Origin of the sequence: Fretibacterium fastidiosum (assembly GCF_000210715.1) — a bacterium.
Lineage (GTDB): Bacteria > Synergistota > Synergistia > Synergistales > Aminobacteriaceae > Fretibacterium > Fretibacterium fastidiosum.
The window spans coordinates 150,547-172,784 of sequence record NC_021038.1; the positions used below are offsets into that span (position 1 = coordinate 150,547).

The 22,238-nt window shown below is 64.4% G+C and carries 19 protein-coding genes; 11 read left to right on the forward strand and 8 right to left on the reverse strand.

Going from position 1 to position 22,238, the window contains the following annotated elements; translation table 11 throughout:
* Window positions 1–1,270, reverse strand: a 1,270-nt coding sequence (locus SY1_RS00695) for an MATE family efflux transporter (protein WP_208872490.1), incomplete at its 3' end; no start/stop codon positions are given.
* Between the two features lie 152 nt (window positions 1,271–1,422).
* On the opposite strand from SY1_RS00695, the gene SY1_RS00700 reads away from it, so the two are divergent.
* The 6 genes from SY1_RS00700 to SY1_RS00725 all read left to right on the forward strand — a co-directional run bounded on the left by SY1_RS00700 (window position 1,423) and on the right by SY1_RS00725 (window position 6,443).
* Window positions 1,423–2,763 carry a replication-associated recombination protein A gene (locus SY1_RS00700; RefSeq protein WP_015555850.1) on the forward strand — a complete coding sequence of 447 codons (1,341 nt, stop codon included), beginning with the start codon at window positions 1,423–1,425 and terminating at the stop codon, window positions 2,761–2,763.
* Window positions 2,764–2,866: 103 nt separating this feature from the next.
* Window positions 2,867–4,156 (forward strand): hypothetical protein, encoded by a 1,290-nt coding sequence (locus SY1_RS00705; RefSeq protein ID WP_208872491.1) that lies wholly within the window; start codon window positions 2,867–2,869, stop codon window positions 4,154–4,156.
* Between the two features lie 509 nt (window positions 4,157–4,665).
* On the forward strand, window positions 4,666–4,845 hold the full coding sequence (locus SY1_RS00710; protein ID WP_015555851.1) for a hypothetical protein: 180 nt from the start codon (window positions 4,666–4,668) through the stop codon (window positions 4,843–4,845).
* Window positions 4,842–5,096: a type II toxin-antitoxin system RelE family toxin gene (locus SY1_RS00715; RefSeq protein ID WP_015555852.1), complete on the forward strand. Its 255-nt coding sequence runs from the start codon at window positions 4,842–4,844 to the stop codon at window positions 5,094–5,096. Before SY1_RS00710 ends, SY1_RS00715 begins: the two co-directional genes overlap by 4 nt.
* Before the next feature lie 148 nt (window positions 5,097–5,244).
* The gene (locus SY1_RS00720) at window positions 5,245–5,604 is read left to right on the forward strand and encodes a demethoxyubiquinone hydroxylase family protein (RefSeq protein WP_015555854.1); all 360 of its coding nucleotides are present in this window, start codon (window positions 5,245–5,247) and stop codon (window positions 5,602–5,604) included.
* 14 nt (window positions 5,605–5,618) lie between these two features.
* The gene (locus SY1_RS00725; RefSeq protein ID WP_015555855.1) at window positions 5,619–6,443 is read left to right on the forward strand and encodes a family 1 encapsulin nanocompartment shell protein; all 825 of its coding nucleotides are present in this window, start codon (window positions 5,619–5,621) and stop codon (window positions 6,441–6,443) included.
* A 141-nt stretch (window positions 6,444–6,584) separates the two neighbouring features.
* On the opposite strand, the gene SY1_RS00730 is transcribed toward SY1_RS00725, so the two are convergent.
* Window positions 6,585–7,523, reverse strand: a complete 939-nt coding sequence (locus tag SY1_RS00730; RefSeq protein ID WP_208872492.1) for a GAF domain-containing protein — start codon at window positions 7,521–7,523, stop codon at window positions 6,585–6,587.
* A 247-nt stretch (window positions 7,524–7,770) separates the two neighbouring features.
* Between SY1_RS00730 and SY1_RS00735 the strand changes: the two genes are divergently transcribed.
* From SY1_RS00735 to SY1_RS00745, 3 genes are all read left to right on the forward strand, one after another.
* On the forward strand, window positions 7,771–9,096 hold the full coding sequence (locus SY1_RS00735) for a hypothetical protein (RefSeq protein ID WP_208872493.1): 1,326 nt from the start codon (window positions 7,771–7,773) through the stop codon (window positions 9,094–9,096).
* A gap of 206 nt (window positions 9,097–9,302) precedes the next feature.
* Window positions 9,303–10,562, forward strand: coding sequence for an ATP-binding protein (locus SY1_RS00740; RefSeq protein WP_015555856.1), 1,260 nt, complete (start codon window positions 9,303–9,305; stop codon window positions 10,560–10,562).
* A gap of 458 nt (window positions 10,563–11,020) precedes the next feature.
* Window positions 11,021–12,265 (forward strand): YjiH family protein, encoded by a 1,245-nt coding sequence (locus tag SY1_RS00745; RefSeq protein ID WP_243440539.1) that lies wholly within the window; start codon window positions 11,021–11,023, stop codon window positions 12,263–12,265.
* A 176-nt stretch (window positions 12,266–12,441) separates the two neighbouring features.
* Here SY1_RS00745 and SY1_RS00750 read toward each other — a convergent pair whose 3' ends face one another.
* The 3 genes from SY1_RS00750 to SY1_RS00760 are packed head-to-tail and all read right to left on the reverse strand — an operon-like array spanning window position 12,442 to window position 16,171.
* Window positions 12,442–13,620 (reverse strand): DUF819 family protein, encoded by a 1,179-nt coding sequence (locus SY1_RS00750; RefSeq protein WP_015555858.1) that lies wholly within the window; start codon window positions 13,618–13,620, stop codon window positions 12,442–12,444.
* A 41-nt stretch (window positions 13,621–13,661) separates the two neighbouring features.
* Window positions 13,662–14,759, reverse strand: coding sequence for a dipeptide epimerase (locus SY1_RS00755; RefSeq protein ID WP_015555859.1), 1,098 nt, complete (start codon window positions 14,757–14,759; stop codon window positions 13,662–13,664).
* A 23-nt stretch (window positions 14,760–14,782) separates the two neighbouring features.
* The gene (locus tag SY1_RS00760) at window positions 14,783–16,171 is read right to left on the reverse strand and encodes a serine hydrolase domain-containing protein (protein WP_015555860.1); all 1,389 of its coding nucleotides are present in this window, start codon (window positions 16,169–16,171) and stop codon (window positions 14,783–14,785) included.
* 195 nt (window positions 16,172–16,366) lie between these two features.
* On the opposite strand from SY1_RS00760, the gene SY1_RS00765 reads away from it, so the two are divergent.
* The gene (locus SY1_RS00765; protein ID WP_208872494.1) at window positions 16,367–17,368 is read left to right on the forward strand and encodes an RpnC/YadD family protein; all 1,002 of its coding nucleotides are present in this window, start codon (window positions 16,367–16,369) and stop codon (window positions 17,366–17,368) included.
* Between the two features lie 66 nt (window positions 17,369–17,434).
* Here SY1_RS00765 and SY1_RS00770 read toward each other — a convergent pair whose 3' ends face one another.
* Together SY1_RS00770 and SY1_RS00775 are read right to left on the reverse strand one after the other, a co-directional pair.
* Window positions 17,435–18,211 (reverse strand): hypothetical protein, encoded by a 777-nt coding sequence (locus tag SY1_RS00770; RefSeq protein WP_015555861.1) that lies wholly within the window; start codon window positions 18,209–18,211, stop codon window positions 17,435–17,437.
* Window positions 18,212–18,379: 168 nt separating this feature from the next.
* Window positions 18,380–19,768, reverse strand: a complete 1,389-nt coding sequence (locus tag SY1_RS00775) for a hypothetical protein (RefSeq protein ID WP_208872495.1) — start codon at window positions 19,766–19,768, stop codon at window positions 18,380–18,382.
* Between the two features lie 542 nt (window positions 19,769–20,310).
* Here SY1_RS00775 and SY1_RS00780 point away from each other — a divergent pair.
* Window positions 20,311–21,363, forward strand: coding sequence for a ribokinase (locus SY1_RS00780; RefSeq protein ID WP_208872496.1), 1,053 nt, complete (start codon window positions 20,311–20,313; stop codon window positions 21,361–21,363).
* Window positions 21,364–21,510: 147 nt separating this feature from the next.
* Here SY1_RS00780 and SY1_RS00785 read toward each other — a convergent pair.
* A partial coding sequence (locus tag SY1_RS00785) for a ketopantoate reductase family protein (RefSeq protein ID WP_208872497.1) occupies window positions 21,511–22,238 on the reverse strand: 728 nt, incomplete at its 5' end.

A 22,238-nucleotide genomic window follows, 5' to 3' on the forward strand; every position in this document is an offset into this window, starting at 1 on the left:
GGGCGGCCATGAGGCCCGTGAGGCCGAAGAAGCGGTGTCCGATGAGGATGGCGGGCAGGAACAGGATGCCCTGCCTCGACGCGGCGACGACGCTGGCGCTGGCCGTCCTGCGGATGTTCTGAAGGTACATGTTGGCGGTGACGATGCAGCCCACCAGCGGGTAGGCCAGACACTGAAAGCGAAGGGCCCCTGCGCCGATGCGGACCAGCTCCGCCTCCGGGCGGAACAGCGCGACGACGGCCGGCGCGAAGGCCAGGCCCAGGGCAGCGATCAGGACACAGTAGCCCGTCGTGGCCAGGGCGCAGAAGCGGACGGCACGCCGCACGCGGTCGAACTTTCCCGCGCCGAAGTTGAAGCCGCAGACCGGTTGAAAGCCGTGCCCGAACCCGATGACGATGGACGTGGAGAGCATGGTGAGGCGGTTGACCACGGAGAAGGCGGCGATGGCCGCGTCCCCGTAGGGGCCGGCCGCGTGGTTCAGGCAGGCGATGCTGACGCTGCCCAGCCCCTGACGCCCCAGGGAGGGCAGGCCGCTTGCGATGATCTCGCGGTACTGGCTCCAGGTCGGGCGGAAGTTCGAGAGCCGCGGGGGGATGCCGTCGCGCCGGGCCGTCATGCGAAGCAGGAGGGTGAAGCCCACGCACTGCGAGAGCATCGTGGCCAGCGACGCCCCCTCCGTGCCCATGCCCAGGGTGAAGATCAGGAGCGGGTCCAGCGCGATGTTCAGCACCGCGCCAGAGATGATGCCGATCATGGCCGTGGCCGCGTTGCCCTGCAACCGCATCTGGTTGTTCATCACGAGCGACGCCATGATGAAGGGGGTGCCCGCCAATATCCAGCGGAGGTAGGCGCGGGCCTGGGGCAGGATCGTCTCCGTGGAGCCCAGGAGGCGCAGCAGGGGGTCCATGAACGTGAGTCCGGCGGCCAGGATGGCCGTCCCCAGGATCAGCGCGGAGAAGAATCCCGCGGCCCCCACGACGGCGGCGCTCCGGACGTCCTTTTGGCCCAGCGCCCTGGCCATGTACATGGCGCTTCCCTGCCCGAAGAAGAAGGCCAGGGACTGAATCAGCGCCATGTAGGGAAAGACGATCCCCACCGCGGCCGTGGCTTGGGTGTCGATGCGCGAGACGAAAAAGGTGTCCGCCGTGTTGTAGAGCGCGGTGGTGAGGATGCTCAGGACGCTGGGCAGGGCCATGCCGGCGATGAGCCGCTCCACGGAACCCGTCGTCATGAGCAGGTACTTCCTGTTCTGAGATTCTCTGTCGATCACTGAACCCACCAGCTGTTCTTCTGAATAGTCCCTTGAATCATACCCGCGCGCGTCCGCCCCTGTCAAGGGCAGGGTCCTTGAGCTTCCGTGGATTAAATCACCGTTTCCCTATATAATGCGAAAGTGAAATCAGACGTTGGGAGGGATGAGGCATGGAGGAACGGTCGCTCTTTGAGGATGAGGCCAGCCAGCCGCTGGCGGCACGGATGCGCCCCAGGACGCTGGACGAGTTCGTGGGGCAAACGCACCTCCTGGGGCCGGGGTGCGTGCTGCGGCGCCTGATCGAGGAGGACCACGTCTCCTCCATGATCTTCTGGGGCCCGCCCGGCGTGGGCAAGACGACGCTGGCCGGCGTCATCGCGCAGCGGACGCGCGCGGCCTTCATCAACTTCTCCGCCGTCACCAGCGGCATCAAGGAGATCCGCGCCGTGATGCAGAGGGCGGAGGAGGGGCGCCGCCTCGGGGGGCGGACCATCGTCTTCGTGGACGAGATCCATCGCTTCAACAAGGCTCAGCAGGACGCCTTCCTGCCCTTCGTGGAGAGGGGCAGCATCGTCCTGATCGGCGCGACGACGGAGAACCCGTCCTTCGAGGTGAACGGCGCGCTCCTGTCGCGCTGCCGGGTCTTCGTGCTGAAGGCCCTGACTGCGGAGGAGCTGGCCGGCCTCTTGTCCCGCGCCCTGTCCGACCCGCGAGGCCTTGGGCGGTATCGGGCGGAGGTCGCGCCGGACATGCTGAACGCCATCGCCACCTTCGCCAACGGCGACGCCCGCGCAGCCCTCTCGACGCTGGAGATGGCGGTCCTGAACGGGGAGCCCTGCGGGAACGGAATTCGGGTGACGGAGGAGATGCTGGCCCAGTGTACCTCGCGCCGCTCCCTGCTCTACGACAAGGGGGGCGAGGAGCACTACAACCTCATCTCGGCCCTGCACAAGTCCATGCGAAACTCGGACCCGGACGCGGCCGTCTACTGGCTGGCGCGGATGCTGGAGGCCGGAGAGGACCCGCTGTACGTGGCCCGGCGCGTCCTGCGCTTCGCCGGCGAGGACGTGGGGCTGGCGGACCCCAAGGCGCTCGAGATCGCCGTGGCCGCCTATCAGGCCTGCCACTTCATCGGGATGCCGGAGTGCAGCGTGCACCTGACGGAGGCCGTGGTGTACCTGTCCCTGGCGCCGCGGTCCAACGCCATGTACACGGCCTACGCAGCGGCCCGGTCGGACGCGATGGAGCAGCTGGCGGAGCCCGTTCCCCTCGTCATCCGCAACGCCCCCACGCGCCTGATGAAGGAGCTGGACTACGGCAGGGGATACCAGTACGCCCACGACGCCCCGGACAGGCTGACGGACATGCAGTGTCTCCCGGACTCCCTGCGGGGCCGCGAGTACTACCGCCCCACGGAACAGGGCTACGAGGCGCGGTGCAAGGCGAGGCTCGAGCAGATCAGGGCGTGGAGGCGGGCGCACGGGGATGGAGCCGAAAGATACGGCCAATGACGGATAATTTGAGGGTGGATTGTGGTATCCTTTGTGCGGTTTGGGGAGGGGGCCGCCGCTGTCGAGTGGGCGGAGCGGTTGACGAGGAAAGGAGAGGTTTGCTTTGAGGAACGGACGTTGGCGCTTTGCCGTTTTTGCGATCTTTGTGCTCTGCCTGTCGGCGGGCCGGGCCAGTGCAGACCCCGCAGCCTCCGAGGGCACCTCCTGGACGGGGTACGTGGCCTCCGGGATTCAGGCCGGATGGCAGAAGGTGACGGGGCTCTTTCGGGACGACGAGGCCGAGAGCGTAGACCCCGACCTCGCCCTCTCCTCGCTGGACACCTCCCTGCCGGATTGCCTGGCCGATGGATGGGGCCGCCTGACGAACTCCCTCACGGAGGCGCTGAGGCTGAGGGACGAGCGCGAGAAGCTGCCGGACTCCGCCTGGTTCGGGGAGGACAAGTCCTCCAACGCGAGGAAGGTCAACAAGCTCCTGGACGCCGCCCTCGAGGTCCTGACCCAGGGGAGGGCGGGGGACGTCCGCCGCGAGGCCTCGAACCTGCGCGCGTCGATAGCGGACCTTCGCCATGAGGCGGACAGGCTCCGCAACGACCGCATCACGGCTCCCGTGGACTCGAAGGTGCCCTGGCGGACGACGCAGGCGCGGATCGACGAGCGCCTGAAGGAGATCGACGGGGAGATTCGGGCGCGGGAGGCGGCCCTCGCCGGCGTCAACGGGCGCCTGGCGGACGCCCTGCGCGAGATGGGGCTTGAACTGGACCAGGGGCAGGTTGACGTCCTGTTGAGTTCCGCGACGGGCGACGACATGCTCCAGAACGCCGTGGTGTTCTCCAACGTGAGGGCCGTGGTGGAGAAGCTGGCCTCCCTGGCGGGGAACGACCAGAACGACCTGGAGATCAACCGCCGCTACACGGGCCTGTACCTGGTGCTGAACGACCTCCTGATCCACACCCAGGAGGAACTGGTGCGCCGCATCGACGAAGACTACGGCCCGCGGCTGGAGGGCATCGTCAAGGAGGCCTTGATCCTCGAGGGCACGGCGCGGAAGAATGCGGGGCAGGAGGCCTACAACGAGGCCCAGCGGGCGTCGTTCAGGCGCAACGCGGAGGCCAACGCCATGACCGTTCGGGTGGGGAAGCTCTACGCGGACCTCCTGGCTGCCCAGCGCCGGAGCGTCCTGGAAAACCTGAAGGACCTCAGGCGCAGCCGCGACCTGGCAGAGAACACCTACCGCACCGTGAGGAGCTCCGGCGACCTGAAGGACCTCATCCACTCCGGCCTGGCGGTCTTCGACTCCATCGACGCGCTCTCCATGCCCCAGCTTCAGCCCTTCGAGAGCGAGGCCATGAGGCTTGAGTTCGAGGAGATCAACCGGCGCCTCAAGGAGCGCTGAGGGCCGTTACCCCTGCAAAGAAATTCAATCCGCAGGCCCCGCCTCCCCTTAGAGGAGACGGGGCCTGTCAACGTGTCGTAAGATTTTTCCTCAGTTTTTTTTCGGTCCATCCTCTGGCCTCGCCGGCCGGTGAACGCGGCGCTCCGCGTCCGGGAGGCGCAGGCGATCGCCTTGGCGGGGGGGCAATCCACCATAACCTGTATGTATTTCCGCCCTTGCCCTTCGAGCGGGAGTGGAGTAGCATTTAAACTCAAGCGCAATCGTTTGCAACCGTTTTGCCAAACGCCGCTGTCCCGGATCGGGTGAACCGGGGGCCTCTTTCGTGGGGTGAGCGCTTCCTTCGCGGGGAGCGCCGGCCTTTCGAGGCGTTCCCTGCCTTGGCTTCCCCGCGCGGTGGCGTTTTGGTGCGATGGCCGTTTCTGGAAGCGCCGCGCCGACCACAGAGGCGAGGCTGCGGAAGTTCGGCGCGGACGAGATGTGTCGCAAAGGACCGGTGGGGAAGATTCCGCATGATGGGGGGGGAGAGGATGAGCGTTGAGGTGCAGGAGCGTGTGGCGCTGTGGCGGGTGCCCGACCCGACGGAGCCGCCGCTGACGCCGGAGGAGATTGCCGGCGTGGAGCAGGCGCGGGCAGAGCGTGCCGCAGGGCTGGGGCGTCCGATTGCGGAGGTCATTCGAGACCTTCTATGATGTGGACTGTGACGGTGATGCCCACTGCGGAGAAGCAGCTTGCCCGGATCCCCAACCCGGACAAGGGGCGGATTCTGGCCGCAATCGTGGCGCTGGAGGATGGCATTGAGGGGCGGGATGTCCGCCCTCTGGCGGGCGGGAGGGACTATCGGTTGCGTGTGGGAAAATGGCGTGTTCTGATGGACGTTGATGACGAGAATCTGGCTATTTACATCAACCGGGTCGGCCCGCGCGGAGATGTCTATAAGTAACCGCGGAAGAGAAAGCGAAAGAATGGCGCACTGATTCCGTCGATATAAGGAGGCAGGCGTTGTTCTGCGATGGCCGTTTCCTCCTGCGTGGGGGGGAGCCTGCTGGAGTGGTGAGGATAAATTTTATTGGAAATGGAGTGTTGAACTGATGCCAAATTTTCCCGATCCCTTTGCCGGAAACGTCGAGCGCAAAATGAGCAGGGAGGAGCTGGTCCAGGCCCTGCGCATCGACATTGCGGGCGAGCTTGAGGCGATCTTCCTCTACGACGCCCACGCCCAGGCCACGGACGAGCCCCTGGCGCGCAAGGTGCTGATGGAGATTCGCGACGAGGAGAAGGCCCACGTCGGCGAGTTGACGACCCTGCTGAGCCGCCTGGACCCCAACTGGTCGGAGTCCCTCGCTGGCGGCGAGGGCGAGGTCCTGGAGACGATGCAGGAGTTGGGCATCGCGCCGGCTGAAGGGGCCTCCGACGGGCAATCCACCGTCGGCAGCCTGATCTCGAAGTGAAGGAGGCGCCGTTGATGGACGATTTTCTGGGGCGCAGCGCGTCCCCCCTTGACGAGGAGTTTTGGAGCGCGTTGGATAGGACGGTGGTGGAGACGGCCAAAGGGCTTCTGACGGCCCGTCGTTTCCTGCCGCTGTGCGGCCCGCTGGGCGCGGGGGTTCAGGTGGTGCCCGTGGACCGTCCCGTCCGCACGGAGAGGACGGAGGACGGCTTTACCTTTGCGGAGGGGCGCACGTACGTGGAGCTTCCCCAGCTGACGGAGGACTTCTGGATCCTGTGGAGGGACGTGGAGGCCGCGAAGCGCGAGGGGTTGCCCCTCGATCTCCATGCCGCGCACATGGCGGCTCAGGCCCTGTGCCGGCGGGAGGACCGGATGGTCTTCTACGGCGTCAAGCGGTTGGGCGTTGAAGGCCTGCTCTCGGTCGGCGGGACCAACGTCCTCGACCGGGGGGATTGGAGCGCCGGCGAATCGGCCTTCACGGACATCGCGGCCGGCATGGCCGTGCTGCAGCAGAAGGGACGGATCGGCCGCATCACGCTGGTCCTCAGTCAGGACCTGTTCGTGCAGCTCCATCGCATCCAGCCGGGCACGGGGCTGACGGAGATCGAAAGGATCCGCAGCCTGCTGGAGGGGCGCCTGTTCCAGACCCCGGTGCTCCAGCCGGGCACGGCCCTCCTGCTCTGCCCGCAGCCGCAGTACATGGACCTCGTGGTGGGGCAGGACATCCGCACGGCCTACGCGGAGCAGCTGGACCTCAACCACCGCTTCCGCATCCTGGAGACGGCCTGCCCGCGCATCAAGAGCCCGGACGCAGTGGTCGTCTACCGCTCGGCGCAGTAGCTTCCGCCTCGGCCCACTGGGCTGCCGGGGGCTGTTTGACGGCAGTGAATCGAAACAAAAAGGGGGCGTCCCGGATTTCGGGTTTCGCCCCCTTCTTCTTTTTGACGTTTGACCTTTGACGGGTGAGCCGAATCGGCCCCGCTACCCCTGCCCTTTGGCGTCGCTGGGCTTCCCGCTGGCGCGGATGCAGGCCTCGATCTGCTTCATGTTGTCTCGATGGCGCAGGAGCGAGGCGATGAAGCGCCCCAGGATCGTGTACATGGTGGAGATGTTCTCGATGTTCCTGTAGGGCGGGTTGTCCACGCCGTAGAAGCCGATGCGCCGGTTGTTGAGGAAGATGGGAGCGACCGCCAGGGTCTGGATTCCTTGGGGCTGAAGGAGCGCGTACATCGTGGGGCAGACCCCCCTGTAGTCCTCCATGTCGTAGATCAGGATGTTGTTGTGTCGGTCGAACTCCTCGTACCATGGTTTGAGGACGTCGCCTGGGATGCACTGGAGGTGCTGTATCTGAGGGGGCACGCGGTCCGCGCACCACTCGTAGGTGTTGCTGGATGCGCCGTCCGGAAGGGTCTCGAAGATGTAGATGCGATCCGCATCGAGGTGTTCTCCCAGGTACTGCAGCATGACGTTGATGGATCGCTCCGGGTTGTCCTCGTTCAGCGCCAGCTCGAGGGCCTGATTGATGACCGTCTCGTTGGACATCATCTTCGAGAGGGCCTCACGCTGCTTCTCCTCGACCTCGATGTTCACGGCCAGCTCGGCGCGCAGGAGCCTGCCTCCGTGCTGAATCAGCGTGTCCTTCAGCGAATAGTGCCTGCCCAGGTTGGAGTTGAAGTACGTCCACTCGAAGAACCGTCCCCGTCTGAGGAGGGCGTTGGTGCACATGGGGCAGGGGGATTTCACCCTGTGGAGGATCTCGTAGCACTTCTTTCCCCTGATGTCGTCCAGCGAAGACACGCCCAGCGCCTCGCGCCCCGCCCGGTTCAGGTAGACGAGGTCGTAGGTGTTGGGATCGGAGATGTACATGATCTCGCCCATGTTCTCAAAAAAGGATTGAATTTCAACGTTGATGTCGTCCATGATCTTCCTCTCGATTCTGTCGCGAATGACCTCAGGCTGGGGCTCTCGCACCCCTCTCAGGTCCCTATTATATATGATTTTCGCGCCCGTTTGTGCGGCAGGTGCGGCGAACCCGGGACGAAGTGCAACGAGGGGATGAAGCGTTCGCGCCCTGCCAGAGGGCTGACGCTGCACTTGCCGTTCCGCCAGCGGATGGACGGCGCCCGCCTTTGTGGTACACTGGTTTCATTCCGGGAGGTGATGAAACGTGATCCTGACGAATCGTTTTTGCTATTCTGTGGAGTTCCTCAGACGGTGCGAGGCGAGGCTCTTTGAGGCCTTCGACCGCGTGCCCCTCTACATGGAGTGGGGGGAGCGCGGTCTGAGGCCCGACGACAGTGCGCCCCTGGACGAGCGGTTCGACGCGCTCCCCGCGTTGCGAGGGGCGGACCTCCGTGCCGGCCCGGCCCTCGAGAGGGGGCGGATGCCCCTGATGCCCATGGACCGGCAGCTGAAGGACGGCCTTGAGAGCGGCGCCATCGCCCTCAGGGTGGACCCTGGCCCGGAGGGGGAGACGGCGCACGTCGTGGATCGGGATTGGCAGGAGCGCTCCAGGGCTGCGGGGTGGGCGCTCGTAGGGCTGAACGGGGATGGGCGGCGGGCCGTGCTGGCCGGCGCCCGAAGCGCGGGCCTCGCCTCTCAGGAGGACCTCCCCCTGGAAGGGCGCCTCCTGGGCGGCGTCCTCCACCTGAACGAAAAGCCCAGCACGGCGCAGTGGACGCCGCGCCTTCTGCGGCGCATGGCGAGGGAGCTGAACGACTTCCGCCCCGCCGTCCTGGAGGCCGACCCCGCGTTTCTGGCGCGCCTCGCGTGGTGGGCGGCGGATGCGGACGTTCTCCTGACGTCGCCCGGCGCCGTGATCCTCGTCCATGAGCTGCCCGCCCCCTTTTACCTCGATGCGATCCGCCGTGTCTTCGACTGTCCCGTCTTCAGCGCCTACGGGAGCCTGGAGGCGGGCCTCGTGATGATGCAGGGGCGGGACGGATTTCTGCACCAGAACGCGGAGTTCTGCCGCATCGACTTTCAGCCCCTGAAGGAGCCCTTTGGCGGGCCGGAGCTGGGGCGGGCGTTCGTCACGACGTTCGGCAACTCGTGGAACTGCGTCCTGCGCTTCGACATGGGGGACCTCCTGCGGCTGGGGGCCGGCGAAGGGAGCGGCGAGGGCATGGTTGCCGAGGCCGTGGAGGGGCGCCTCGCTGACGTGACCTTCACGCTGGGCGGCCGGCTGGTGACGACCGGGACGCTGGATGCGCGACTCGCCCTCATCCCGCGCCTGCGGGACTACCGCCTGACGCAGACGGCGCGCGACGCCTACCACATCCGGGCGCTCTTTGCTCCGGGGGACGTGCGGGGGGCCAGAGGGGCGGTGCACGATGCGCTTCAGGACGTCTACGGGGGCCGGGGACGCTTTGAGATCGAGCTGGCGCGGGACGACGTGTTGCCGGCGTCGCTCTGCCGGGGGAAGTTCCGGCGCACGCGGACGGCCCTTCCCTTTGACGTGGAGGGGATGTTTTGCCCCCTCCCGCCGCGCTGAAGCGCAGGCGACGCCCGGTCCCCTGAGCGGGGCCGGGCATTGCCGCCGATTTCTGCCCGAACGGGCGTCAGCGATACGATGATGACAAATCCGGGTTCCGATCCCGGATTTGTCGATACCCTCATCTCGTCGCAATTCCGGTATTCCGGTATAATGATGGCAGATTCAGGATTGAATCCCAGATTTGCCATCAGGGGTGTCGCATAATGGAATATATCAAAAGAGCGGTAGAGGATATCGCCCTGCATTCGGATAAGACGTTTAAGAGCCTCCTCGTCACGGGTGCAAGACAGACCGGAAAGACCGAAATGATCAGGAAGCTCTTTCCGGACAAGAAATACGTGCTTATAGACGATCCTTTCGTCGAGGATCAGGCGAACAACAATCCAAACCTGTTCATGATGCTGAACCAGCCGCCCGTTGTTTATGACGAGGTGCAGCGTGCGCCGGGGCTGTTCCGGTATATTAAGATCGCCTGCGACGGAACGGACGACAAAGGGTTGTTCTGCCTGTCCGGTTCACAGCCTCTGGAGCTGATGGAAAAGGCGTCGGAATCGCTTTCCGGCAGAATAGGGATTATCGAGATGTCCCCCCTATCTCAACGCGAGATCGATGGCGACGCCTTCAACGCGCCCTTTCTCCCTACGATGGAGTACGTGCGGGAACGAAACAAGACCGCGAAGGCTCCGAATAACCTTTGGGAAAGAATCCACCGTGGCGGCTACCCGGCGTTGCAGGACCCGGAGATCGATTGGGGAGTTTTCTTTTCCAGCTATGTCAAGACTTATCTGGAAAGGGACGTCCGAAAGCTGTCCGCCGTTCAGGACCTGAATGACTTCAGGCGCTTCATGGTGGCCGTTGCGGCAAGGACCGGACAGAGGGTCAACTACAGCAACATTGCCGATGAGATCGGCAAAGATCAGACCACGGTGAAATCGTGGATGTCCATTCTGGAGGCGTCCGGGATCGTTTATCTGTTGGAACCATACACGCCCGGCGTCTTAAGACGGGCGATCAAAACGCCCAAGGCATATTTCCGCGACACCGGCCTCGCTGCGTACCTTACGCGCTGGCTGACGCCGGAAACTTTAGCGAACGGTGCAATGAGCGGGGCTTTTTTCGAGACCTTCGTCATTTCGGAAATCTTAAAGTCCTACTCAAACAGAGCGATCGATTATCGCTACTGCGTCTCCTACTACAGAGGGCGAGACAGGAAGAAGGTCAAAAAGAATGGGGCCATGATCGAAATCGAAGGTGAAATTGACCTGATCATCGAAGAAAACGGGGTCCTCCATCCCATTGAGATTAAGCAGAGCTCCTCCGTCGCTGCCGATGAAACCTCTGCTTTCCTGGTACTCGATAAAGTGAACGAAAAGAGACGTGGAGCGGGCGCCGTGATATGCAACTGTCCGCAGCCCGGAATGCTGAGGGAAAACGTTCTTCAGATACCCGTGTGGTTCGTATAAAAGGCGCGGGAGCAGGGCGGAAAAGCTCCGCTCCGCTCCCTTATTCCCCATTTGGGGACGGCAGTTTTGCTTGACAGTCCAGAAAAATATAGTAGATTAAGATTTGACTTTTTTATCACAGAGACTGGACCGCTGCTTGTCTGGGAGTGGATTATTATGCGCTGAGTTCGATTTCTCTGCGATGAGAACGGTGAAATTTGGAAGCGACACGGTTAAAGTTCGGAAAGCGTTATCCGGGAGCTGGAGGAGGGCGCACCAGCCGACCCTGGTGGGTCATCGACTGTTACGAACGTTCGCCCCTCTGGTCCCGTCGCTCTGGCTTGACGATTTTGCGTCGTGTCGTTGTCTGTTTTTGACGGGGGTGCTGACTTATGCAGGAAAATCAAAGTGGGAAAGGCGTTTGGAAGTTTCTTGTCTACAGCCTTTTTGGCCTTTTTATGTTCTTTTGCCCTTTGACGTTGGGTGGAAAGATGACGATCCCTGTAGATCATATCATCAACTTCATCCTTCAGGATCTTCTGCCGGGGGCGAAGGTCTATATCCTCATCGTGATGTACGTCGGGGCGGCCCTTCCCTTTATTCGGAGGACGTGGAACAAGGACGGGCTCACCCTGTTTTTCTCGTTCGCCAAGGTCGTCGGCGCTGTGGCCGGTACGGTGATCTACTTCAACGTGGCTCCCGCCTGGCTCGCTCAAAAGGACTTCGGCCCCTTCCTCTTTGAAAAGCTGTCCCTGCCCGTAGGCTTGGTGATTCCCATCGGCTCCGTGTTCCTGGCCTTTCTGTCCAGCTTCGGCCTCATGGAGTTCACCGGCGTTTTCATGACCCCCGTCATGCGTCCCCTCTTCAAGACCCCGGGACGCAGCGCCATCGATGCCGTTGCCTCGTTCGTGGGGAGCTATTCGATCGCCCTCCTGATCACCAACGGGGTTTACCGCCAGGACAAGTATTCGGCGCGTGAGGCCGCCATCGTGGCCACGGGCTTTTCCACGGTCTCGGCGACCTTCCTCTTGATCGTCGCCAAGACTTTGGGCATCATGGACCACTGGACCCTCTACTTCTGGGTTGCCATGTTCGTCACGTTCGCCGTCACGGCCGTCACGGCACGCCTCTGGCCCCTCAGCTGGATGCCGGAAACCTATGCGACGGGGGTCAGGAGCGAGGACCCGGTTCGGGAGGGAAGCCTCATGCGCAGAGCCTGGGACGCCGGCGTCGAGGTCGCCGAGAACGTGCCGCCCCTGCCGCAGATGGTTTGGAAGAACTTTACGGCGGGTCTCGATATGGCCTTTTCCGTCATCCCCTCCATCATGTCGATCGGCCTTTTGGGGCTTGTCCTGGCCAGGTACACCCCGCTCTTCGAGTGGATGGGCCTGATGTTCGTTCCCATCTTCGAGCTCTTCGGAGTGTCCCAGGCCTCTCTGGGCGGGACGGCTGCCGCCGTCTCCCTTCCGGAGATGTTCCTTCCGGCCATCCTGATCGCGAAGACGGGGACCCCGCTTTTGAAGTTCGTGATCGCGGTGGTGAGCATCTCCGAGATACTCTTCTTCTCGGCAAGCATTCCCTGCATCCTGGGGACGGACATTCCCATCAAACTGTGGGAGATCGTCGTCATCTGGTTTGAGCGGGTCGTCCTGAGTATCCTCATCACGATCCCCATCGCCATGCTGTTGGGGTTCTCCGACGTCGTTCAGGCCGTTGCCCCGTAGGTGCCGCTTTGCGGCGCTGGCAGTGGCCGCCCTGCAAGTCCGCGCTGATCTCGAAGGGGCGTGGATCGCTCCGTTCGGCAGTGAAAGCGACGCCCGGCCCCCTGAGAGGGGCCGGGCGTCGCCTTTGGGATTGGGAAGGTCCGCGGGTTGAGCGGAACCGCGGGCACCCTTCGGGCTCAGAAGGTTTTCAGGAGTGCCCCCATGGCGAGCCCCGCGAAGTTGCCGATGGCAGCGCCCAAGACGCCCATGAGGACGCCGATGCCCGCGTAGTTCTGGTCGTAGGCCGTGGCCACGATGGGCGCGGAGGCCGCGCCGCCGATGTTGGCCAGGGAGGCCGTGGAGACCATGCAGAGGTCCCAGTGGAAGAGCTTGGAGAGGAAGAACATGAGGGCGACGTGGATCGCCAGGATCAGGAGGCCGTAGACGACCCACATGGGCGCGGCCACCAGGTCCACGATGGTGGCGGTGGAGGCCAGCAGGGAGACCACGGCGTAGAGGTAGATGTTGGAGAGCTCCTCCACGGCGGGCAGCTTGCCGAGCGGCGTCATAGCGCAGACGAGGCCCAGGACGGTGACGAACAGCGTGGTGCAGGTGCCCTTGTCGAACATGGCGAACCCGGCGCCCTTAAGCGCGGCGTTTGCCTCGGCGCCGATCCACTGAGAGGCCGCGGAGACGGCGAGGGAGAGTCCGACGAGGAAGATCCAATCCGATCCCGTCGCCAGCTTCTTCTCTGCGGCCACCTGCGCGTTGGCGGTGTCGGCCAGGGCGTCCAGCTTGGAGGTGTCCGCTTTGGTGGCCGCGTTCCACTTGGACGAGTAACGGACGGCCAGGAGCAGGAGGGCGATCCACAGGGAGTAGCAGACCGTGTCGAGCGCCAGGGCGCAGGAGTAGGCTCCGGCGTCCACGGGCAGAGCCGCCTGCATCGCCGCCATGTTGGCCGAGCCGCCGACCCACGAGGCGTAGAGGGCTGCCACCGCGCCCCAGGTGTCCGCCCCCAGGAAGCCCTTGAAGACCGGATAGAGGACGATGAAGCCCGCGGCCAGCGTCACGGAGCACCCCAGGAAGATGGCGATCAGCCGCCCGCTCAGTCGCGCCAGTTTCCTGAAGTCGCAGCGCAGCAGCATGACGAAGATCATGGCGTACAGCAGGTTGTTCTTCAGGGCGCTGTAGGCCGTCTTGCACGCCTCCGAGTTGAAGAGCCCCATCGTGCAGAAGATCATGTTCAGCACGTAGATCCAGACCAGCGGAGGAACCACGTTGAAGACCTTCCACCTGGCGTACTTCTCGAGTGCCAGCAGGCTGCCCGCGACGAACATCAGGAACGCGATGTAGGTGAAACCGTTTGTGATGACCATATTTCCTTCTCCTTTCGGTATGTGGGTTCAGAATGGGTCGATCAGTCGATGTAGGCGATGCGCCCGGGCTCGACGCCCCTGATTCCGAGGCCGGGTTCGTCGGAGACGGTGATCTCCTTCTCGCGGAAGACGGCGCCGCCCAGGATGGGGTCCTCGCTGCAGAGCACGGGGCCGTCCAGGTCCACCTTCGTGATGATCCTTTTGGCACAGGCCAGCTCCACAGCCGCGTTGACGGAGATCTTCGCCTCCAGCATACAGCCGATCATGCACTCCACGCCATAGACCTCGGCCGCGGAGGCGATCTTCAGGGCGTTCGTCAGCCCGCCGCACTTCATCAGCTTGATGTTGATCAGGTCGGCCGCCCGCGTCTGCATGATCCGCATCGCGTCCTCGGGAGAGAAGACGCTCTCGTCCGCCAGCACGGGCACGTCGCTGTGCTCCGTGACGTACCTCAGGCCGTCGATGTCCTGAGCCTTCACCGGCTGCTCCACGAACTCGATGGCGAGCCCCTTCTCCTGCATCGCGTTGAGGATGCGGACGGCCTCTCTGGGGCGCCAGGCCTGGTTTGCGTCGATGCGGATGCACACATCGTCCCCAACCGCGCGCCGTACGGCGGACAGCCGCTCCACGTCGAGGGCCGGGTTCGCGCCCACCTTCACCTTGAGGCAGTCGTACCCGCGCCCGATGGCGTCCCGCGCGTCCCGCGCCATCTCCTCCGGCGGGTTGACGCTGATGGTGATGTCGGTGACGATGCACTTTCTCGCGCCGCCCAGGAGCTTGTAGACGGGGATATGGTGGAGCTGCCCGTACAGGTCCCACAGCGCCATGTCGACGGCCGCCTTGGCGCTCGTGTTGTGGACGATGCTCCGCTGAACCCGTTGCAGCAGGTCCTCCAGGTCGTCCACGTCGCGGTCCAGGATGGCTCTTCCGATGTGGTCCTGAACGGCTCCGACGATGGCTCCCGTCGTGTCGCCCGTGATGACGCCCGTGGGGGGCGCCTCACCGTAGCCGATCGTGCCCGCGTCGGTGTGGACCTCCACCACGACGTCCTCGACGCTGTCCACGCTGCGGAGCGCCGTCTTGAACGGAACCCGCAGGGGGACGGATATCCGTCCCAACCGAATCCTCGTGATGCGCATGACTTTTCCTCCCTGCGTTGGCCCTAATCGGCAAAGGCGTTGGAGCAGATGGCGTTCATCATCGTCTCCTCCCAGATGTAGTTACCGCTGAACGTGCCCTCGGAGCGAGGATCGTCGTCCTCGGCCACGGCCTCGCCGTTCATGATGTAGATGAATCCGTCCCTGGTCCCCGTCCGGACCATGACGCCGGAGAGCAGGCCATAGGCCTCCCCCAGGTGCCCCTTGAGGTTGACGTCGAGGTCCTTTGCAGGACGGGACCGCCCCGTGCCGAGCAGGGGGTAGACGCCGAGGCAGTAGGCCTCGATGGACCCGCCGTAGGTGTTTCCGTTGGGATGGTCCGGATCGAACTGCCATTGGACCCGGAACATCTCGTCCAGCAGGTCCTTCCTCACGACCTGCACGCCGTTGTAGACGCCGTCGTTCAGGTACAGTTGCAGCAGGTGCTCCAGCTCGGCGCAGGAGACCCGCAGTCCGCCCTGAGGGGAGAAGACCGTGGCGTTCGTGCCGGGCTTGTAGTCCGCGAGCCCGTACCAGGAGTCGGTCTCGCGGATGTCCGGGTTGTTGACGGCGACCGTGTCCCGGTCCGGCGCCTCGTCTCCGTAGTCGTCGATCTGCGCCACCCACGGCCCCTTCTCGTCCCATTGGCCGTCCTTCTGCTTCTGGTAGATGCTGCCCAGCAGGGCGAGCTCCTCCTTCGTGAAGTCTCCAGGGTTGAAGCTGCCCTTGATGTCGAGCTGCGCTAGGAGGTGGGCCCTCATGTATCGGTCGAAGCGCTCTCCCGTGACGGCCTCGACGATCGTCCCCAGAAGGCCGTAGTTCAGGTTGGAGTACCTGAAGTACTTGCCGGGCGCCTCCTCGGCGGGGGCGAAGTGCGTGCCCTCCTCGTAGAACTTTCCGTCGGCGACGAAGAACTCCTTCACGCCGTACTGCGGCGGGATGGCGTAGGCCCTCCCGTCGCGGATGGAGGAGGTGTGGGAGAGGAGCATCCGAAGGGTGATGGGCGTGTCCGGGAAGTGGGGATTCCTCAGGCTGAAGCCCAGGTACTGGCTGACGTCCGCGTCCAGGTCCAGCTTCCCCTGCTCCGTCAACTGCAGGACGGCCAGGGCCGTGAACTGTTTGGAGACCGACGCGACCCGGAAGCGGGAGTCCTCCGTAAACGGGCGGTCCAGCGAGGGGTCCTGCGCGTCGATGTGGCGGCGTCCGAGGAACTTGCTGTAGGCCCTGGTCCCGTCCTTGTAGACGATCACGCCGAGGCCGGGGACGCAGGTCCCCTCCGAGCCGATCATGGCGTCCAGCGCGGCGTCCAGCCCCGCCGTCCTCTCCGCGTCGAGGGGCGCGGCGAGGGCGGGAAATCCCCCTCCGACCGTCCCGGCCAGGACGACCGCAAGAACCGCTAATAAGTACTTGCTCATGGTGAAGAAACACTCCTTAAGATGAGGGTTAGGGCGCGCCGCATGGGGACTGCTCAAGCCGGATGCGGCCTGCCTTGTCGCTTCCCGGCGGAGCGCTTCGGCCCCCGCCGTCAGACCTTTGCTATTATATCACGCTGTCGCTTTGTCCTCCCTGTTTCAGCACGATGACGCGGCGGAGAACCAGTGGGGCTGACGTTGACAAGCCGGTATAATGATGACATCCTGAAGGTCGGAGGCGAGGGCATGGACAAGGCGGCAGCGCAGAGGGGTCCGTCGGGAGGGTTTGTTAAGCGTGAGGTCAAGGACAGCGTCTTCTCCGACCTGTTCGGTATCAAGAAGTATCTGTTGCAGCTCTATCGGACGCTGCACCCGGAGGACGAGACGACGGCTGAGGACGATCTGGTGGACGTCACGATCGATAACGTGTTGACGGACGACCTCTACAACGACCTGAGCTTTATGGTGGGGGATCGACTGATGGTCCTCGTGGAGGCGCAGAGCACCTGGACGGCGAACATCGTCGTCCGTGCGCTGCTGTATCTGGCGCAGGTCTGGAAGGACTACTTCGCCAGGACGAGGGCGGACCTTTACAACAGCGGCAAGGTAAAACTGCCGAAGCCGGAGCTTTACGTCATCTACACGGGAGAGAGGGCCTCGCGCCCCGGCGAGCTTTCCCTGTCGGGGGAGTTCTTCGGCGGAGAGCGGAGTGCGGTCGAGGTGCGCATCCGAATGCTGTACGGCGAGGGCGGGGGCGACATCGTCAGCCAATACGTGGCGTTCTGCAGGATTTTCAACGAACAGGCGAGGCTCTACGGCCTGACGGAGAAGGCGTTGAGGGAGACGATTCGCCTGTGCAGAGATCGGGACGTGCTGAAGGAATACCTTGAGCGGAGAGAGAGGGAGGTCACGAAGATTATGTCGTTGCTTTTCGATCAGGAGACGGTCACGAGGATACGTGAGGAGAGGCTGTATCGGGAGGCTATGGCTGAGGGCGAGGCTGAAGGCAAGGTGCGGGGCAGGGCTGAGGGCGAGGCTGAAGGCAAGGTGCAGGGCTCCGTCAATACCTGCCGCAGTTTCGGCCTCTCCTACGACGAGACGGTCGTGAAGCTCGCCGAGATGTTTGGCATCCCGGAGGACGACGCGCGGGTGCAGGTGGCGCGCTACTGGGACGCGAGGGAGGCTGCCCCCGCAGACTGAGAAAGCGAAGGACGGGGCCGGCCCTATATAAAGGCCGGCCCCGGCCTCTTGAGGCGCTTTCGGGTTCTAGTCTTCCCTGGCCTCCTCGCGGGCCCGGATCGCTTCGAGGCTCCAGCCCTCGGCGGCTTCTCCCGTGCGCCCCCGGTAGAGCTCGAACCACTCCACGCGGTCGTTGCGCAGGTGGAACGCCATGGTCATCCTGCGGTTCCCCAACTCGTAGGAGAGGATGCTGACGTCGCGCTCGCCGTCCGGCGTCTCCCGCACCGTCGGGGTCCCGACCTTGGCGCGGAGCTTGTCCTTGTGCATGTCGATGGGGTCGAAGCCCAGGAAGGTCTTGCAGGCCTCGGAGCCGTTTGCGCAGAAGTAGACGTCCTCGACCCCATCCCCGGTCTTGAGCGCCTGGAAGGCGCCGCCCTCCGTCGTGTAGGTGACGAGGGTCCCATCGGTTTCGTCGGTGGTCGTGCCCTCCTGCCACGCGCTGCCCGGCTTCTTCATGACGCGGCTGCGCACGCCGGCGCAGCGCTTGTAGACGCTCTCCGCAACGCGGCTCTTTCCCCCCATCAGGAGGCGGATGCCCTCGTTGAAGAGCCAGCCGGTCCGTCCGTCCACCGTGACCTTGTACCACAGCGCGTCGTCCTTGTCCCGAATGGCGCTCGGAACCTTGACGCCCTCGTCGGGGAGGCTGACCTCCCAGGACTTCGCGCTCTCATCGGGCTTCGCGTAGAGCGTTACGGGGTCCTTGAGGGCAAAGGCCCTCTGCTCGACGGCCTCCGCACCGGCGACGGCCGTGAGGGCCGCAAAAAGGAGAAGCGCAGCCAGGGCGGGAAAAATTTTTCTCATCATGATGTGTCTTCCTCCTTCGTGCGGGCAGTTTTGAGTGATCGAGTCAACGCCCGCGATGCCCTCATTCTATAACGCACGAGGGGAAGCGGGAAGGACGGTTTTTCCCATCCTCCGACCGTGCCTGTCGTCCCGTGGCGCCCCGCGCGTTCAGCGTTTGGGTCGACCGTCTCAGCCCGCCCTGCGCCTCAGACCCAGCCAGTGGTTCACCGTCTCCAGCGCGCTCCAGAGGTCCAGCTTCAGGTCCGTGACGAAACAGGAGCTGTTCGTCCAGCCGGAGAGCCCCATGTCGACGTCGCTCTTCATGTCGCGGAAGGAGAGGGCCGGGGTCGCCAGGTTACCCGGGTTGGCGATGGTGAAGCCCGAAGCGACGGTGCCGCGCACCTTCTCGTTCGTTCTGATGAAGCAGGTGTCCTGGATGCCGCGGGCCTCGACGCGGAGTCTTTTCCGGGGGCGGCCGTGGGCGCCGCGGCTCGACAGGCCTCCGTAGGGGAAGATCTGCAGCGCCTCGATCTTCTTCTGGCCGGCGGTGCAGTAGAACTCGCCGAAGAGCAGCGAGGAGGCCCCCATCGCCAGGATCAGCTTGTTGCTCTTGTAGCTTGCGGCGACGCCGGCCCGGAACTTGCTGTCGGACAGGAGCTCCTCGATGTAGGGCTCGTTGATCGTGTGGGGGAAGTAGAGGACGTCCGAGCCGATGGGGAACTCGTCCTTCCCGTGGTCCCAGTCGTGGACGTTGCAGCCCATCATGCGGAAGACCTCCAGGTTGCCGTCGCCCTCCAGGGAGGCGTGACGACCCATGACGGCGACGTTCAGGTGCTTTGCCTGAAAGGAGTAGGGTTCGGAAGGCGACCACTCCGCGTCCAGGCTGGCCAGCCCCTTCAGGATGTTCCACTCGACCTGGCGGTGCGGCCCGGCCAACTGCAGCGCCGCGCTCTTGGGGGAGATGAGCTTCAGTGACGGGTTCCCGACGCTCATCGCCTGCATGGAGGGCATGGTGCAGTCCAGGGCGTGGGGCATGAACCCCAGGGTCAGGGCCGGCGTCCTGCGGTACAGGTTTTTCTCCAGCATCTGAAACTCCCGCGGGTGGCTGACGGAGCTGAAGAGGATGCCCGCCGTCCTGCCCGGGGCGGCCTCATTGAGGGCGTCCATGGCGTCGGCCGCCAGCGCGGCGCTCACGGCGGACGCCATGGACGCCGCCATGACGGGCACATCCCCGCAGTCCAGGACCTTCATGAGGTCTGTGACGTCCGGGTAGAGCTGGAAGGTCTTCTCGTCCAGTGCAGCGCCCAGGGGCATGGAGACCACGTTCAGGGCGTCCCCGGCGGAGCGCCGTTGAAAGAGGGTCTTCAGGGCGCGGGGGCTCCCCATGGTGTAGAGGTCGAGGCAGGCCACCGGGGCGTCGCTCAGGAGCTGCATGAGGCGGACGTCCTCCTCACTGCGGTTGCAGAAGAAGACGTTGACCTGCCCCAGCTTGCTGCGCATGGCCTGAATCAGGAGCAGCGAGGCGGGGATCCGCCCGGTTGTCATCTCGTCCGCGAGGATCAGGCGGGGGAGGATCACGATCGGGCCTCCGTGCCGCAGGGCCCTTCCGTCATGCCGGGCGCGGCGGGGAGGCCGCAGCGCCGCTCCGGCGCGCACTGTTTGGGAAGCTGAAAGGTCATAACGTTCACCTCGTGCTCTTTTATAAGAAGATAGCTGCAGGCCGTCGGCGAGCGATCCTCCAGGACGAAAGCTCCCCGCAGATTGACGGAGGAGGGCCTCCGCTTCCCCGCGCGTTTCCTCTTTATGGATATGGTATCATAATAAAGGCAACACTGGCTAAATTGTTGAGAACTGTCAACCGTATTGTCTCCCTTTAGTGCCTGAAACTTCATTAGGCCGCGCGAAGCGCGTGGGGATTGGGGCGTAGCCCCATGTTAAAAATTCAGGGAAGCGCTGAAGAATATCCTTAATTTGGCGATTTTTGATAGCTTTCAACAACATTTTAACGATGAATCAGCGCTTCCCCAAATTAAGAAAGCATCGTTTTGTCTTCTTCGCTACCCCATTTCCCAATCGGACCGGTGATCGGCAGGGTTCTTGAGGGATCGGGACGACGGCCCGTGAGCGTCAGCGAACGGCAGCCGGAAGGCTCCATGAAGGGGACGGGCCTCATGGGCAAGGCCGCTATAAAAATTTTACAGGATAAGGAAGTGGGCCCTGTGGCTGCTGTAACAGTCGTTGGCTCTTTGAATATGGACCTGGTCATCCGCGCGCCGCGCCGCCCCCGGAGGGGCGAGACGATCCTGGGCGGGGCTTTCGGCATGACGGGCGGAGGGAAGGGGTCCAATCAGGCGCTGGCGGCGGCCAGGCTGGACGCGGAGGCGTTCATGGTGGGGGCCGTCGGGGACGACGACTTCGGCAGGCGACTGCGGGCCGTCCTGGACCAGAGCGGGGTCAACTGCGACCGCGTGGAGGTCCATGAAGATGCCGTGACGGGCGTCGCCGTCATCACCGTGACCGACGACGGGGAGAGCTCCATCGTGCTCTCCCGCGGGGCCAACGCCGCACTGAGTGTGGAGGCCATGGAGCGGGCGTCGGAGCTCTTTCGGCGCTCGGACGCGGCCCTCTTTCAAATGGAGGTCCCGCCGGAGACCGTGGCGGCGGGACTGCGCCTGGCCCACGACGCGGGCTGTCGAACCTTCCTCTCCGCGGAGCCGCCCTTTCCGTTACCGACGGAGGCCTGGGAGTACGCCGACTGCCTCGTCCTGAACCAGAAGGCCCTCGATGTCTATGTGACGGGAAATGCGTCCCCCTCGGACCTGCAGTCCGACGAGGAGGTCCGTGGAATGGCGAACCGGATGCTGGACCGGGGCGTGCAGGACGTCGTGGTGACCCGGAGCGCCCGCGGCGGGCAGGTGTTTAGCCGGAGCGCACAGCCCTTCGCCTTCGACCCCTTCAAGGTGCACGTGGTGGACAACACGGGGGCCAGGGACGCCTTCTGCGCGGCCCTATGCGTGGCGCTGGCGGAGGGGATGACCATGGAGCGCGCCGCCCGCTTCGCCTCCGCGGCCGGGGCCCTGGCCTGCACGCGCATCGGGGCGCACCCTTCTCTGCCCTGGCGCCACGAGGTGGAGGCCCTTCTGGACGAGACGGAGGGGGACTACGCAGGCTGAGGCCGCGGGGGTGCCCCCCCGCGGCCGATTTGGGAAAACGCTCAGGCAGCGTTCCTCTCCCTGGAATTTGCAGAGGGGCCTTTTTTGGAAGGCCCCTCTGTCTTTTTAGTCTTTTAGAAAACCTCCGGCTGAGCCGGGGTTCAGGTTTCATTGGGGTTTCAGCTCTGAATAGACCCGGTCATAGGTCGGCGTGGGGACCTTCAGCTTTCGTCCCTGCCGGCAGACGCAGCCGACGAGGGTCTCCAGCTCCATGGGCCGCCCCCGTTCCCGGTCCAGCTGCATGGAGGTCCGCGCCTCGCCGGGGAACAGGCGACACCTCTCGAGGGTGATGTTGACGACGTTCTCCGGCAGGCGGACGCCCGATGCGCGGGCCAGATCCTCCGCCTCGCAGATCATGGCGGTGAGCTGCCCGCGGGCCTCGTCGTCCCCCAGGATTTCGCCCATGCTCCTGCCGTGGAGCGCCGTCAGCGCGGCCAGGGGGGACAGGAACAGGAACTTGGCCCAGACCTCCACGTCGATGAGCTCCGTCAGCGTCACCTGCAGGCCGGCCCGTTTCAGCAGGCGCTCGAGGTCCGCGTAGCGCATCCGGTTCTCCGCCTCCCCAAGGCCCGGATGGCCGAAGAGGAAGCGCTGGACGGCCCCCGTCTGCCGGATGACCCCCGGAGCCTCCGCATGGGCGGAGAGGTAGACGCACCCGCTCAGGACGTCGCAGGGCGGCAGGAGCCGAGCCAGGGTTTCGGGGGCGGAGATGCCGTTCAGGATGGGGATGACCCGCGTGTCGGGCCGCACCAGCGGGACCGTCTCGGCCGCGGCCGCCTCCAGGTCGTAGCCCTTGGTGGCGTAGATGACGACGTCGCACGGGCCCGCCTCCGATG

Coding starts and splice junctions, on each gene's coding strand:
- SY1_RS00700 (WP_015555850.1), top strand. CDS start 1,423: ATGGAGGAACGGTCGCTCTTTGAGGATGAGGCCAGCCAGCCGCTGGCG.
- SY1_RS00710 (WP_015555851.1), top strand. CDS start 4,666: ATGATGGGGGGGGAGAGGATGAGCGTTGAGGTGCAGGAGCGTGTGGCG.
- SY1_RS00715 (WP_015555852.1), top strand. CDS start 4,842: ATGATGTGGACTGTGACGGTGATGCCCACTGCGGAGAAGCAGCTTGCC.
- SY1_RS00720 (WP_015555854.1), top strand. CDS start 5,245: ATGCCAAATTTTCCCGATCCCTTTGCCGGAAACGTCGAGCGCAAAATG.
- SY1_RS00725 (WP_015555855.1), top strand. CDS start 5,619: ATGGACGATTTTCTGGGGCGCAGCGCGTCCCCCCTTGACGAGGAGTTT.
- SY1_RS00730 (WP_208872492.1), bottom strand. CDS start 7,523: ATGGACGACATCAACGTTGAAATTCAATCCTTTTTTGAGAACATGGGC.
- SY1_RS00740 (WP_015555856.1), top strand. CDS start 9,303: ATGGAATATATCAAAAGAGCGGTAGAGGATATCGCCCTGCATTCGGAT.
- SY1_RS00750 (WP_015555858.1), bottom strand. CDS start 13,620: ATGGTCATCACAAACGGTTTCACCTACATCGCGTTCCTGATGTTCGTC.
- SY1_RS00755 (WP_015555859.1), bottom strand. CDS start 14,759: ATGCGCATCACGAGGATTCGGTTGGGACGGATATCCGTCCCCCTGCGG.
- SY1_RS00760 (WP_015555860.1), bottom strand. CDS start 16,171: ATGAGCAAGTACTTATTAGCGGTTCTTGCGGTCGTCCTGGCCGGGACG.
- SY1_RS00770 (WP_015555861.1), bottom strand. CDS start 18,211: ATGATGAGAAAAATTTTTCCCGCCCTGGCTGCGCTTCTCCTTTTTGCG.